Raw genomic sequence first — 14194 nt, forward strand, 5'->3', positions numbered from 1 at the left:
CTTATGCCGCGCACCGCGCAGCCATTCGTCCGTCCTTTGTCGATCCTGCTTGCATCCACCGCGATGATGGCGGGTTATAGCCAGATGAGCATCGCAACCGCCGCCGAACCGACCGCCGCCGCCACGCCGGCCCCCGCCCCCGCGGGCGCGAACCCGCTGCTCCAGCCCTGGACCGGCCCCTATGAAGGGGTGCCGCCGTGGGACAAGCTCGACCCCGAACTGTTCCCCGACGCCTTCACCAAGGGCATGGCCGAGACCAAGGCGCAGGTGCAGGCGGTGATCGACAATCCCGAAGCGCCGACCTTTGAGAACACCCATGTGCCGATGATGCTGGCGGGCGACACGATGGAGCGCATCTTCGCGATGTGGGGCGTGCAGACGTCGAACAAGTCGAGCGACCGCGTCGAGGACATCGACGCCGAATGGAGCCCCAAACTCACCAAATTCTACACCGAGCTGTTCCTCGATCCCAAGCTCTTCGCGCGGTACAAGGCGGTTTACGAGAAGCGCAATTCGAGCGGGCTCGACGCGCAGCAGATCCGCATCGTCGAGCGCAGCTATGACGAGATGGTCCGCGACGGCGCGAACCTGTCGCCCGCCGACAAGACAAAGCTGGTCGAGATGAACTCGAAGCTCGAAGGTCTGTTCTCGGCCTTCTCGTCGAAGCTGCTCGGCGACGAGAAGCTCTATAGCTTCGTCACCGATAAGGCCGAGCTCGCGGGCCTCGAACCCGGCTTCGTGGCTTCGCTCGCCGCCGCCGCCGAAGCCAATGGCAAGCCCGGCCAGTGGGCGATCAAGAACACCCGCTCGTCGGCGCAGCCGGTGCTGCAGAACGCCACCAACCGCGCACTTCGCGAAAAAGTCTATAAGGCGTTCGTGAACCGCGGCGACAATGGCGACGCGAACGACACCAATGCGACGATCGCCGAGATATTGAAGCTGCGCCAGCAGCGCGCCGAATTGCTCGGTTTCCCGACCCACGCGCATTACCGCATGGCCGACACGATGGCGAAGACCCCCGAAGCCGCGATGGGGCTGATGATGAAAGTCTGGCCCGCCGCGGTCGCGCGCGTCAAGGAAGAGGTCGCCGACATGCAGGCGATCGCCGATGCCGAGGCGAAGGCGAACAAGACGCCGAAGATCACCATCGAGCCGTGGGATTACCGCTTCTACGCCGAGAAGGTCCGCAAGGCGAAATACGACCTCGATGAAAGCGAAGTGAAGCCTTACCTCCAGCTCGACAAGCTGACCCAGGGCATGTTCTGGGCGGCGGGGCAGCTTTACGACCTCGGCTTCAAGGAAAATACCGGCACGATCCCGGTGTTCGATCCCAAGGTGCGCACCTTCGAGGTCTATAACCTCAAGACGAACGAGAATGTCGGGGTCTTCTACCTCGACAATTTCGCGCGCGACGGCAAACGCTCGGGCGCGTGGATGACGACCTATCGCAGCCAGCAAACGCTGGGCGGCGAGCGCAACGTCCTCGCGTCGAACAACAATAATTTCACCGAAGCGGCGAAGGGCGAGCCGACGCTGATCAGCCTCGACGATGCGCAGACTTTGTTCCACGAATTCGGCCACGGCATCCATTATCTGCTGCAGCAGGTCACCTATCCTGCGCTCGCCGGGGTGCCGCGCGACTTCGTCGAATATCCGAGCCAGGTGAACGAGAATTGGCTGATGACCCCCGAAGTGCTGTCGAAATATGCGACGCACTATAAGACGGGCGAGCCGATGCCGCAGGCGCTGGTCGACAAGATCCTCGCCTCCGACAAGTTCAACCAGGGGTTCACCACGGTCGAATATCTGGCGAGCGCGATCGTCGACATGAAGCTGCACGACCGCAAGACGCCGCCGGCTGACGTCGACAAGTTCGAGCGCGAGACGCTTGCCGAGATCGGCATGCCGAATGAAATCGTCATGCGGCACCGCCTGCCGCAGTTCGGGCATCTGTTCAGCTCGGACGCCTATTCGGCGGGCTATTACAGCTACCTCTGGTCGGAAACGATGGACGCCGACACCTGGGCGGCGTTCACCGAAGCGGGCGGTCCGTGGGACCGCAGCGTGGCCGACAAGTTCCGCACCATCCTGCTGATGACGGGCAACGAGACCGACCGCGCCGAGGCCTATCGCGCCTTCCGCGGCCGCGACCCCGATGTGAAGGCACTGCTCGCGAAGCGCGGTTTTCCGACCGAGTGAGGCGAACGACATCAACGCGGCAAAGGGGGCGATTTCGCCCCCTTTGTTTATCTCAGGTCGCTTTCATGCCGAGCGTTGCGAACAAATGTCCGGTTGACAGCGTTCCTGTACGAAGTTTCCGCTCGGGAGCGATCCGCGTAAGGAAATAGTGCCAGCTCTCCGGGCTCCAGAAGTTGATGTGGCCCGCGTAGGAATCGAACTCCGCGTGATATTCCTTGGCGGGAAACTGATCTCTCCGCCCATCGGGAACCGTCAACACGAGCGTACCGGAAGCGGACACAATATCCAGCAGACGCCGGACAACCGCCTCGGGATCGACCGTATGTTCGAGCACTTCCATCAGAAACACCACGTCGTAACGCGATGACCGGGGAATATCCGAGAGCGCGCTGAAGAATAGTTCGGCGTCGGGACAGGCCCGCTTGGCCATCGCGAGTTTCACGTCGCTGATGTCGCATCCGAAGAGCGAGCTTCCCGGGTATCTTGCGTGCATGAGGCGCAGGAGGCTGCCCGCGTGGCACCCGATGTCCAGAACGCGCCTGCCCGCGATTTCGACGTCTTCGGCATCGCATTGATCAAGCAGAAGGCGCGCCATCGCAAGACGGCCTGCATCGAAGTAGTTCTCGAGAAATTCAGGTGTCGGCCATTCTCCGGTCAGCGCGTTGTGCTGCACCACAGGAACTATCTCCTGGAGCAAGCTGGCAGAGTTGCGCGCGTCGGCAGACGTCGGCCGATACCGAACGCCCGAGTCCGACTTTACAATCCTGTAGCCACGCTGTGCCAACATGGATTGAACCAGTTTTTTGCCCTGGATCATCTGTCCTCCTTCGCACGCGAGCGCGTCCGTGTTGGAAGTCCGAACTCGAATATGTTTCGATGCTGCCGCAGGCAGCCGCCATGGACAACCACACCGATTGTCACACACCCCAGTCTAGACACGATCGAACCCGACTTCGGCCATTGCGCCAGCTTGCCCCGCGAAAACCTGCGTGCGCGTCTGCTGGCTCGAATCCCGATTGACCTCCGCACGATTCGATATAAATATGATATCATCATTATATCGAGTGATTCGGAGGGAAACATGGTCGAAACAGGGACGCCCGCACTGAACCGCAGTCGCGAGGCACGTGCGAATACGCAGAGCGGCTATCTGATGCTGTTCATCTGGTTGGCGCTGCTCGGGTTGGCCGCCTGGGCGGGGATCAGCAACGCCAATTCGGAGGTCATGGTCGGGTGGAAATGGGCGCTGGTGGTGGGCGCGGGCATCGTCGGCACGCTGATCCTTTGCGGCTTTTACCTGATCAATCCCAACGAAGCCGCCGCGATCCAGCTGTTCGGCGCCTATAAGGGCACCGATCGCCAGGAAGGACTGCGTTGGGTGCTGCCCTGGCTGACGCGCAAGAAGATCGCGGTGCGCGCGAACAACGTGATTTCGGACAAGATCAAGGTCAACGACCTGCGCGGCAACCCGATCGAGATGGCGGCGCAGGTCGTGTGGCGCGTCACCGACACCGCGCAGGCATTGTTCGACGTCGACGATTACAAGGAATTCGTGATGGCGCAGATCGAGGCGGCGGTGCGCGCGATCGGCTCGCGCTATCCCTATGACGATATCGAGCATCAGGAAATCACGCTGCGCGGCAATCATGACGAGGTCGGGGTCGAACTCAGGAAGGCGTTGATCGAGCGGCTCGAGGTCGCCGGCATCACCGTCGACGAATGCGGGCTGACCCACCTTGCCTATGCGCAGGAAATCGCGGGCGCGATGCTCCGCCGCCAGCAGGCCGAAGCGGTGATCGCGGCGCGCAAGAAGCTGGTCGAGGGCGCAGTGACGATGGTCGAAATGGCGCTCACCCACCTGTCGGAGAAGAATGTCGTTGACCTCGACGACGAACGCAAGGCGGCGATGGTGTCGAACCTGATGGTGGTGCTGTGCGGCGAACGCGACACCCAGCCCGTCGTCAACACCGGTTCGCTCTACTGAGTTGTTCCGATGCCCGCGTCCGCCAAAAAAGCCTTTGCCCTCCGTCTCGACCCGTCGCTCTACGCCGCGGTCGAGCGGCTGGCCGCCGCCGAATTGCGCAGCGCCAATGCCGAGATCGAGATATTGCTGCGCGAGGCGCTGGGACGGCGCGGGGTGAGCGTCAAGCGATCGGAGGCCCCGAAACGGGGCCGCCCGCCCAAGGAAGGGACCTGACATGCTGCATCTTTTGCTCGACAAGCGCCCCTGGTTCCGCGCCAAAACTCATGGCTATGGCACCGGGCTGCCGATCGCCTGGCAGGGCTGGCTCTTTCTCGCACTCCATATCGCGCTGATCGCGGGGCTGGCGGTACTGTTCCGCGAGCGGCCGGTGCTGATGACGATCGCGATCCTGCTCGCGGCGCTCGCTCCCATGCCGATCTATCGCGCCCGCACCGAAGGCGGCTGGCGCTGGCGAGAGGCGCGGCGCCACTTTTCTTGGGGATAGCTGTCGATAGCGCCTCGGGCCCGCTTGCTCCCGACTCGCTAGATGGTTAAGGCCGGTCCATGACCGGCTCCACCACCCCCGTCCGTATCGCCCCGTCGATCCTGAGCGCCGATTTCGCGAAGCTCGGCGAAGAAGTGCGCGCGATCGAAACGGCGGGGGCCGACTGGGTCCATATCGACGTGATGGACGGCCATTACGTCCCCAACCTGACGATCGGGCCGATGGTCGTGAAGGCGCTGCGCCCGCATTCGGCGCTGCCCTTCGACGTTCATTTGATGATCAGCCCCGTCGATCATTTCCTCGACGCCTTCGCCGCGGCGGGCGCCGACATCATCACCGTGCATCCCGAAGCGGGGCCGCACATCCACCGCACCGTCCAGCACATCAAGTCGCTCGGCAAGCAGGCGGGTGTGTCGCTCAATCCTGGGACTCCGGCGAAGATGCTCGACTATCTGATCGACGACATCGACCTCGTCCTGATCATGAGCGTCAATCCGGGCTTCGGCGGGCAGAGCTTCATTTCGAGCCAGCTCAGGAAGATCGAGGCGGTCAAAAAGATGATCGAGAATTCGGGCCGCGACATCCGGCTCGAAGTCGACGGCGGCATCGATGCGGGCACCGCGCCGCTCGCGATCGACGCGGGCGCCGATGTGCTCGTCGCGGGCACCGCGACCTTCAAGGGCGGGCCCGACGCTTACGCCGACAATATCCGGCGCCTGCGCGGAGCCTGATCGATGGAGGGGAGACCGCTGACCACCGCCCCCGCCGACCCGCCGCTCGAATCCGGTGCCGACGCCGCGCCGCTCGACGACACGATCGAGCCCGGCAAGCGGCTGATCCGCCTGCCCGCCGACAAGGGCCTGTCGCTCGGCGACCGCGTCGCCAATGCGATCACGCGGCTGACCTGGCGCACGCCGCTGCATGCCTTCCGGCTGAAGGGACGTTTTCCGCTCAAGCTGCTCGGCGTGCCCGCCGATCCGGTGCCGGGCGACACGCGTGCGGGCACCGCGATCCGCGCCGGGCATTTCCTGCACCGCGGGCTGAAACTGCCGCTCGGCGAGCTCGATTTCGCGGCGCTCAATGTCGCGCCGACCTTCGCCGACTATCTCCACAGCTTCGCCTGGCTGCGCGATCTGGCCGCGACGGGCACGCGCGCCGACGGCGTCCCGATCGCCGAAGCCGTCGTGCGCCACTGGCTCGGCACGCATGGCGAGACGGTGAGCGAGCCCGCGTGGAAGGCCGACAACACCGCGTGGCGCATCCTGTTCTGGGCCGCACACGCGCCGTTGATCCTGTCGTCGAGCGACCTTGTCTATCGCTCGGCGGTGCTCAACCATCTCGCGCGCGCGGCGCGCCATCTCGACCGCGTCGCCGACAAGACGCGGCCGGGCACGGGGCAGATGGTCGCGTGGGTCGGCATCGTCGCCGCGTCGCTGCTGATGCCCGGCGGCGAGCCGCGGCAGGTGTTCGGCGAGGCGGGGCTGCGCAAGGTGCTCGAAACGAGCTTCTACGCCGACGGCGGCAATATCTCGCGCTCGCCGCAGGCGCAGCTCGACGCGATCATGGCGCTGTCGATGCTCGCGAAGATATATGACATGCGCCGCATCGAAGTGCCGCCCTTCGTCCAGGAAGTGCTCGCACGCGCGGTTCCCGCGCTGCTCGGCCTCGTCCACAGCGATGGCGGCATGGGCAGCTGGCAGGGCAGCGGCGCGACCTCCGCCGCCACTGTGCAGGCCATCGTCAATGCCAGCGGCGTGCGCACGCGCCCGCTCAAGCAGGCGCGCGACTGGGGCTATCAGCGGCTCGTCGCGAACAAGGTCGTGCTGCTCGCCGACGCGGCGCCGCCGCCGATCGCCCGCGTCACCGAGGCGGGCTGCGCCTCGACGCTCGCCTTCGAGCTCAGCGACGGCGACGAGCGCATCGTCGTCAATTGCGGCGGCGCGGCGCTGACCGGCGCGACGATCCCCGCCGACCTCGCGCGCGGCCTCCGCACCACCGCGGCGCATTCGACGCTGACGCTGGGCGACAGCAATTCGACCGCGATCCTCGCCAATGGCTCGCTCGGCAAGGGGGTGACCGAGGTCGAGCTCGACCGGCGCGAGACGCCGCAGGGCAGTCGAGTCGAGATGAGCCACGACGGCTATGCGCGGCGCCACGGGCTGATCCACCGCCGCCTGCTGATCCTCTCGCCCAACGGGCGCGAGCTGCGCGGCGAAGACATGCTGCTCCCCGCCCCGCGCACGCGGCGCAAGGGCGACAAGGGCTTCACGATGCGCTTTCACCTCGGGCGCAATATTTCGGCGAGCCTGACCGCCGACAAGCTGGGCGCACTGCTGCGCGTGGGCGGCGGGCCGCTCTGGCAATTCCGCACCTCCGAAGGCACGCTCGATATCGAGCAGAGCCTGTGGGTCGACGGCGAGGGCCGCCCGCACCCGACCGAACAGCTCGTCGTCACCGGCAATGCGCCGGCGGGCGGCGTCAGCGTGGGATGGATCTTCAAGCATATCGGCTGACGGCGATCCGCGCCGCCGGAAATTTTGCGAAGGCAATTTCCGGCGCATTCTCCTGCACTTGGCATTACCGGCCTCCTTGTGTTTCAACAGTGTGACACCCGTGTAACACAGCGGTCATAGAGCCCTGTCAGTGGCGCCCTCGACTCGCCGGGAGCCAAAAGGAACCGGCGATCTTCTCACTCTTCGGGGGATCTCCATGCACAAGCTTCGCACCGTCCGTTCGCGCATCCTGCTCGGCACCTGCCTCTCGCTCGCCGCCGCGCTTCCCGCTCCCGCCTTCGCCGGGGACGTCACCGGCAGCGTGACCGACGCCACCGACACTCGCGCGCTGCAGGGCGCGCAGCTGCGCATCGTCGAACTGGGCCGCGTCGCCGAAGCCGACCGCGACGGGAGCTTCCGCTTCAGTAACATCCCAGCGGGCACCTATACGATCGAGGCGACTTACGTGGGCGCCGAAACGCGGACGATCACCGTCGAGGTTCCCGAGTCGGGCAACGCCACGGCGAAGATCGTCCTCGGCACCGACGGATCGATCCTCGTCCTCGGCCAGTCGGCGAACCAGGCGAGCGCGCTGTCGCGGCAGAAAGCCGCCGACGGCGTCGAAAGCGTGCTGACCCGAGACGCGGTGGGCCAGTTCCCCGACCAGAATGTCGCCGAAGCGCTGCGCCGTCTGCCCGGTGTGAACATCCTCAATGATCAGGGCGAAGGCCGCTTCGTCTCGGTCCGCGGGCTCGACCCCGAACTCAACGCGACCTCGGTCAACGGCGTACGCCTGCCCGCCCCCGAAAGCGACGTCCGCTCGGTCGCGCTCGACGTGATTTCGAGCGACAGCATCGAATCGATCGAGGTCAAGAAGTCGCTGACCCCTGACATGGACGCCGACACGATCGGCGCGTCGATCGAAATCCACACGACGAGCGCCTTCGAGCGCCGCAAGAACCTGCTCACCGCGAAGGTCGAGGGCAGCTATAATGATTATTCGGAAAAGCTGACGCCCAAGGGCAGCATCGATTTCGCGCAGCGCGTTTCGGACAGTTTCGGCGTGTCGGGCGGCATCTCCTACTATCAACGCAAGTTCGAGACTGACAATGTCGAGTCGGACGGCTGGAATGTGAACGACGACGGCCAGATCACGACCGAAGAAGTCAATTATCGCGACTATGACGTCGAGCGGAAGCGCCTGTCGGCGAACCTGAACTTCGACTTTCGCCTGGGATCATCGACCAAGCTCTACGCCCGCGGCATCTACAGCCAGTTCGACGATCAGGAATATCGCCGCGAAACAAGCCTCAAGCTCGAGGATGCGGGCGAAGTCACGGGCAGCGGTGCCGATCTCGTCTATAGCGACGCCGACGGAGAGCTTCAGGTTCAGCGTTCACTGAAGGACCGTTTCGAGCGCCAGCGTATCCGCAGCATCACGCTGGGCGGCGAGACCGACAGCGACGGCTGGCACGCGAAATATTCGGTCAGCTACGCCAAGTCGACCGAGCGCGAGAACGGATCGATCGACCCCGCGAATTTCGAACAGAGCTTCGAGGACAACGGCCTGCTGCTCGGGCTCGATTTCGCCGATCCGCGGCGGCCGCGCTACACCGTCGGCGGCGACGCCGACGCGGTCGCCAATTTCTCGAATCCGGGATCCTACGAGCTTGATAGCATACAGGTCACCGATCTCTCCGACTCGCGCGACGAGGAATGGGGCGCCAAGCTCGACCTCGCCCGCGAATTCGCGATGAGCAACGGCACCTTCACCGTCCAGGCGGGCGCCAAGGGCCGCTGGCGCGACAAGAGCTATAATCTCGAAACCCGCTATTGGGAAATGGACGGGCTGAATATGGCCGACCTGGTCGGCGACCAGACCTATCGCATCACCGATATCTCGCCGGTGCTGGACAAGCGCGGCGCGCGCCAGTTCTTCAACGCCAACCGCGACGATTTCGAACTGAACGAACTCGACTCGCTGTTCGATTCGTCGGTCGAGGATTATTCGGTGAGCGAGGATGTGGCAGCCGGCTATCTGCTCGGCCGGTGGGACAGCGACACGCTGCGTGTGATCGGCGGCGTTCGCTATGAGCACACGAAGAACGACATCCGCGCCAACACGGTGACGTTGGTCGAGGAAGGCGGCGAGTTGCCCGATGGGTCGGAGGCCGACGACGATACCGTCATCAGCGTGCCCAACCAGTTCAAGCGCAGCTATGGCGACTGGTTGCCCAGCCTGACCATCCGCTGGGAACCGCAGCAGAACCTCGTGCTGCGCGCTGCGGCGTCGAAGAGCCTCGTCCGGCCCAAGCTGTCGAAGCTGGCGCCGCGCTTCACCATCGAACAGAATGACGACAATGAGCGCGAGGGCGAATTCGGCAACCCCGACCTCAAGCCTTATCAAGCGTGGAATTTCGACGCGGGGGTCGAATATTATCTGCCGAACAACGGCGCGCTGTCGGCTGGCGTCTTTTACAAGGACATCAAGAATTTCATCGTCGACACCAACCTCGAGGACGCGGGCGAATATAATGGCATCCCGTTCGACGAGGCGACGATCCCGATCAACGGCGACAGCGCCGAGATCTGGGGGCTTGAACTGAGCTATACGCAAGCCCTGCGTTTCCTGCCGGCGCCGCTCGACGGGTTCCTCGTGAACGCAAACTACACCTATACCGACGCGACCGGCACCGTACCGACCGACGGCGACATCACCGATCTGCGCAAGATCAACCTTCCGGCCGCGTCGAAACATACGTTCAACGCCGCGCTGGGTTATGAAAAAGGCCCGGTCTCGCTGCGCCTCGCCGGCACCTATCGGTCGAAATATCTCGACGAGCTGGGCGATACGGCCGCGGAAGACCGGATCATCGACAATCATTTCCAGCTCGACCTGTCGGCCAAATATCAGGTGACCGAGCAGGTCCAGGTATTTTACGAGTGGGTAAACATCAACAACGCGAAATATTACGCCTATAACAATGTCGGCGCCCGCCAGAATCTGCTCCAGTTCGAGCAGTATAAATGGACGATGAAGTTCGGCGCGCGGGTGAAATTCTGATGCGTTACCGGATCGCCCTGCTGCCGCTGGCGGCAGGGCTGGCCCTTTCGGGCATGCTCGTCGCGGACGCACAGGAGGCGGGCGGTTCGCTTCCGCGTTCGCCCGGCCTTCCCTACGCGCCGAAAAACCTTCCCGACCGCATCGTCCTTTCGCCCGGGGCCGACCCGGCGCGCGAGATGGCGATCGCCTATCGCACCGACACCGCGCAGGCCGAGTCCCAGGCCCAGCTCGCGGTGTCGGTCGATGGGCCGACGCTGGAGGACAAGGCGGCGCTGGTCACGGGCGAGGCGATGCCGGTCGACAGCAGCTATGGCCCGTCGCTTTATCACCAGGTCCGCTTCACCGGCCTCACCCCCGACACCGTCTATGCCTATCGCGTCAAGGGCGCGGCAGGGTGGAGCGAATGGTATCAGTTCCGTACCGCCGCCGCCGAGGCGAAGCCCTTTCGCTTCCTTTATCTCGGCGACGTCCAGAACGGCATATTGACCTATGCCAGCCGCGTGATCCGTCAGGCCTTTCACGCGCATGGCGACATCCGCCTGACCGTCCACGCCGGCGACCTCGTCGGCCAGCGCGACGACCTCGACCATGACGACGAATGGGGCGAGTGGAACGCGGCGGGCGGCTATAATTATGCGATCGTCCCGCAGCTGCCCGCGACGGGCAATCATGAATATGTCGATGTGCTGAAGGCGGACGGGAGCGAAAGCCGCAAGCTCGGCCCCTATTGGTCCGCGCAATTCGCGTTGCCCGCGAACGGCGCCGATCCGGTCAAGGCGACGACCTATTACGTCGATTATCAGGGGGTGCGTTTCATCATCCTCGACGGCACCGCGGCGATCGACCTCGGCACCATGCAGGCGCAGACCGACTGGCTCGATGCCACGCTCGCCTCGTCGAAGGCGAACTGGAACGTCGTGCTGTTCCACCAGCCCGTCTTCACCTGCGCGCGGCCGAACGACACCAAGGAAATCAAGGCGGCGTGGAAGCCGGTGTTCGAAAAGCGCAAGGTCGACCTGGTGCTGCAGGGCCACGACCATTGTTACAGCCGGCTGACGTCGGAAGCCGGGCGCGAGGCGAGCGCCAAGGCGCGCGCCGACGGCAGCGTCCAGGGGCCCGTCTATCTCGTGTCGGTAACGGGGTCGAAAATGTACCGGCTCAACGACCGCGCGGGCCGACAGCCCGACAAGATCGCCGAGGCGACCGAACTATATCAGATCGTCGATGTCGAGCCGCAGTGGCTGAAGTTCCGCACCTATACGGCGTCGGGCAGGCTCTATGACGGCTTCGACCTCGAACGCACCGGGGCCGGCAACCGCCTGCACGAAATCGCCGAACCGACGATCGCCGCGCGTAGCTGTTCGGGCGAAACCGGCCCCGATGGCGGCCGCTGCGTCGCCCGCGGCAAATAAGATAGGGGGAAGAGGATGATCCGTATGACGAAACCGCTCACCGCCGCGGCGCTCGCCGCCATGCTCGCCGGCTGCGCTGCGAGCGCGCCGATGATCAGCGGGCTGCCGCCGGTTCAGGTGACCGCGAGCGGCGAGACGCAGCCCGTCGGCACGAACCGCGCCGATGCCGCCGACGATCCGGCGATCTGGGTCGATCCCGCCAACCCCAACCGCGCGCTGATCGTCGCGACCGACAAGAAGGCGGGGCTGCACGTCTATGACCTGACCGGCAAGGACATCGCTTTCACGCAGGCGGGCCTCGTCAACAATGTCGATGTCGCGGGCGACATCATCGTCGCGAGCGACCGCAACGACGGGGTGAATGCGCATCTCGCGGTGTTCCGCCTCGACGCGGGCAAGCCCGCGATCGTGCCGCTCGGCCGCGCCGCGGCGGGCACGGGCGAAGCCTATGGCCTCTGCCTCAAGAAAAGCGCGCCCGGGCAGCCGATCACCGCGGCGCTGATCGTCAAGGACGGGACGGTGCGCGTCGGCACGCTGACCCTGGCCGAGAGTGCGGCGCCGAGCTTTGCTGTCGAGTGGGAGCACAAGATCGCGAGCCAGTCCGAAGGCTGCGTCTTCGACGGCGACACGCTCTATGTCGGCGAGGAGGTCGGCGGCATCTGGGAATTGAAGCCCAACGGCAACGCCGCGACCGCGCGTTTGGTCGCCCCCGTCGACAACCAGCGCCTCGTCGCCGACGTCGAAGGCCTCGCGACGATCGACCACAAGGGCCAGCGCTATCTGATCGCCTCATCCCAGGGCGATAACGCCTATGCGGTCCTTCGTCTGCCGGGCGTGGATTATATCGGGCGCTTCGCGGTCGCGGCGGGCGCGTTCGGCGCGACGAGCGAGACCGACGGGATCGAGGCGGTCGCGGGCAATTTCGGCGACGCCTATCCCGATGGCCTCTTCCTCGCGCAGGATGGCGACAACGCACCCAAGGCGCAGAATTTCAAGCTGGTGCGCTGGGATCAGATCGCGGCGGCCCTCGGGCTGTAACCCGGCGCCCGCCCTCGCCCGGCGCATAGGAATAGTGGCGCCGAATTGGCTCTATTAGCGCGTTGATCGGACGGCTGTCCCGGTTAAGCTGCCCGCCATCATAACGGATGGGGGATTCGGTATGGCAGTCATCAGATATGCCGGTGTTGCGGGGATCGCCTTTGCGCTCGCCGGGTGCGCTTTCGGACCGCAGATGCAGCGCGTCGCGATCGATCAGAATGCGATGATCGCCGATACGGCGAACGAATTGATGGTCGTGAACATATTGCGCGCGCGCAATCGCGAACCGCTGCATTTCACCTCGATCGCCAAAGCGACGGGCAGCGCGACGTTGAGCGGGAAGGCGAGCGGCAATGTCGCCATCAAGGGTGCTACGGCGGTGGAGACCACGGGTCCGACAGGAGACCTGACGAGCACCGCCACGACCCCGGGCGTCGAGGTTTTCACGCCCGCGCTCGAAGCCTCGATCGTTACTGGATCGAACCTCGATATCGCGGTCTTCGATACGCAGGAATTTTATCAGGGGATCACGACGTCGCTGACCTCGTCGCAGGTCGCGCATTATCTCCATCAGGGATGGCCGCCCGAACTGCTGATGTATCTGATGATCGAATCGGTCGAATTCGTGCCGGCGGCGGGCGGGTCGCCGGTGATCGACATCGCGTGGAAAAATGATCCGGACGATCATGCCGCGATGAAGCGCTTCACCGATTTTGTCGCGCAATATCCCATCGATCTGGGCGTAAGGGAGGAAAAGACCGACTATGTCGCGCCGGTCAGCGACTTTTCGGGATCGAAGCTGGCCGATTTCCTGCAACTCGACGGCAGGCGTTTCACGATCGCCGACCGCAAGATCGGCGGGAATAAGACCGAACGCTGGTTGGTCAGGATGTCGGGCGGCGGCGACGACGTCGTGGTGAAGTCGCTCGACAAGGCGGCGGATGGCGTGGCGGGATGCCCCGCCGCAACCGACGCCAAGCCTCCGGCCAAGGAAACAGACACGTCCGCGCCGCCCGACGACCGCCAACCGGCGGATACCGCCCCCAATTACAAGCTCTTTTCGACCGAAATGAAAAGCGGGCCATCCGATCATGCGATATTTGCCCAAGGGGTGAAAACCGACGGCACGGGCTGCGTGAACGGCACCTTCCAGATCACCCTTCGCTCGGCCGAGGGCATCATCTATTATCTGGGCGAGACGTTGCGCGAGGGGAATTATATGCCCGCAATCGACGGCATACCGCTGCTGTCGATCAAGAAGCAGCGTCCCGCGGAAACCTTCGTGCAGGCGCGGTTTCGCGGGGAGAATTGGTATGTTCCGCTCGACCCCGAACTCGAACAGAGCCGGACGTCGCAAATCGTGGCGCTGACCCAACAGTTGATCAATCTGCAAAAGCTGTCGAAGGACAAACCGACCACGCAGTCGATCCGCATCCTGCAATAACCCGTCGGGTCCGCGGTTGCGCAAAAGGGGGCAAACGCCTAGGGGCGGCGCGTCTTATTCCTTTGCGAAAGCCACGC

11 protein-coding genes are annotated in these 14194 nt (G+C 64.4%); 10 read left to right on the top strand and 1 reads right to left on the bottom strand.

Features of this window, described 5'->3' with window-relative positions; genetic code table 11:
• Positions 1-3: 3 nt before the first annotated feature.
• Positions 4-2199 (top strand): M3 family metallopeptidase, encoded by a 2196-nt coding sequence (locus VFG17_RS08645; protein WP_325029050.1) that lies wholly within the window; start codon positions 4-6, stop codon positions 2197-2199.
• A gap of 52 nt (positions 2200-2251) precedes the next feature.
• Here the strand turns inward: VFG17_RS08645 and VFG17_RS08650 are convergent, their stop codons facing one another.
• Positions 2252-3016, bottom strand: coding sequence for a class I SAM-dependent methyltransferase (locus VFG17_RS08650; protein WP_325029051.1), 765 nt, complete (start codon positions 3014-3016; stop codon positions 2252-2254).
• Between the two features lie 264 nt (positions 3017-3280).
• Here VFG17_RS08650 and VFG17_RS08655 point away from each other — a divergent pair, with 264 nt between their 5' ends.
• From VFG17_RS08655 to VFG17_RS08695, 9 genes are all read left to right on the top strand, one after another.
• A complete protein-coding gene (locus tag VFG17_RS08655) occupies positions 3281-4183 on the top strand; it encodes an SPFH domain-containing protein (protein WP_325029052.1) in 903 nt (300 codons plus the stop codon).
• A gap of 9 nt (positions 4184-4192) precedes the next feature.
• Entirely contained in the window at positions 4193-4396 is a 204-nt protein-coding gene (locus tag VFG17_RS08660) for a toxin-antitoxin system HicB family antitoxin (protein ID WP_325029053.1), read from the top strand.
• 1 nt (position 4397) lies between these two features.
• Positions 4398-4667, top strand: coding sequence for a hypothetical protein (locus VFG17_RS08665; protein ID WP_325029054.1), 270 nt, complete (start codon positions 4398-4400; stop codon positions 4665-4667).
• Between the two features lie 59 nt (positions 4668-4726).
• On the top strand, positions 4727-5398 hold the full coding sequence (gene rpe, locus VFG17_RS08670) for a ribulose-phosphate 3-epimerase (RefSeq protein WP_325029055.1): 672 nt from the start codon (positions 4727-4729) through the stop codon (positions 5396-5398).
• A 3-nt stretch (positions 5399-5401) separates the two neighbouring features.
• The gene (locus VFG17_RS08675) at positions 5402-7180 is read left to right on the top strand and encodes a heparinase II/III family protein (protein ID WP_325029056.1); all 1779 of its coding nucleotides are present in this window, start codon (positions 5402-5404) and stop codon (positions 7178-7180) included.
• A 196-nt stretch (positions 7181-7376) separates the two neighbouring features.
• On the top strand, positions 7377-10223 hold the full coding sequence (locus VFG17_RS08680) for a TonB-dependent receptor (protein ID WP_325029057.1): 2847 nt from the start codon (positions 7377-7379) through the stop codon (positions 10221-10223).
• Between the two features lie 53 nt (positions 10224-10276).
• Positions 10277-11635, top strand: coding sequence for a metallophosphoesterase family protein (locus VFG17_RS08685; RefSeq protein WP_325029097.1), 1359 nt, complete (start codon positions 10277-10279; stop codon positions 11633-11635).
• A gap of 24 nt (positions 11636-11659) precedes the next feature.
• Entirely contained in the window at positions 11660-12673 is a 1014-nt protein-coding gene (locus VFG17_RS08690) for a phytase (protein WP_325029058.1), read from the top strand.
• 121 nt (positions 12674-12794) lie between these two features.
• Positions 12795-14117 (top strand): hypothetical protein, encoded by a 1323-nt coding sequence (locus VFG17_RS08695; RefSeq protein WP_325029059.1) that lies wholly within the window; start codon positions 12795-12797, stop codon positions 14115-14117.
• The last annotated feature ends 77 nt before the right edge of the window (positions 14118-14194 follow it).

The organism is Sphingopyxis sp., assembly GCF_035686825.1.
Taxonomy (GTDB): domain Bacteria; phylum Pseudomonadota; class Alphaproteobacteria; order Sphingomonadales; family Sphingomonadaceae; genus Sphingopyxis.

Bases quoted from the DNA above. Each gene is read 5' to 3' on its own strand.
- VFG17_RS08695 (WP_325029059.1), top strand. From the start codon at position 12,795: ATGGCAGTCATCAGATATGCCGGTGTTGCGGGGATCGCCTTTGCGCTC.
- VFG17_RS08665 (WP_325029054.1), top strand. From the start codon at position 4,398: ATGCTGCATCTTTTGCTCGACAAGCGCCCCTGGTTCCGCGCCAAAACT.
- VFG17_RS08645 (WP_325029050.1), top strand. From the start codon at position 4: ATGCCGCGCACCGCGCAGCCATTCGTCCGTCCTTTGTCGATCCTGCTT.
- VFG17_RS08660 (WP_325029053.1), top strand. From the start codon at position 4,193: ATGCCCGCGTCCGCCAAAAAAGCCTTTGCCCTCCGTCTCGACCCGTCG.
- VFG17_RS08690 (WP_325029058.1), top strand. From the start codon at position 11,660: ATGACGAAACCGCTCACCGCCGCGGCGCTCGCCGCCATGCTCGCCGGC.
- VFG17_RS08655 (WP_325029052.1), top strand. From the start codon at position 3,281: ATGGTCGAAACAGGGACGCCCGCACTGAACCGCAGTCGCGAGGCACGT.
- VFG17_RS08675 (WP_325029056.1), top strand. From the start codon at position 5,402: ATGGAGGGGAGACCGCTGACCACCGCCCCCGCCGACCCGCCGCTCGAA.
- VFG17_RS08650 (WP_325029051.1), bottom strand. From the start codon at position 3,016: ATGATCCAGGGCAAAAAACTGGTTCAATCCATGTTGGCACAGCGTGGC.
- VFG17_RS08685 (WP_325029097.1), top strand. From the start codon at position 10,277: ATGCTCGTCGCGGACGCACAGGAGGCGGGCGGTTCGCTTCCGCGTTCG.
- VFG17_RS08680 (WP_325029057.1), top strand. From the start codon at position 7,377: ATGCACAAGCTTCGCACCGTCCGTTCGCGCATCCTGCTCGGCACCTGC.
- rpe (WP_325029055.1), top strand. From the start codon at position 4,727: ATGACCGGCTCCACCACCCCCGTCCGTATCGCCCCGTCGATCCTGAGC.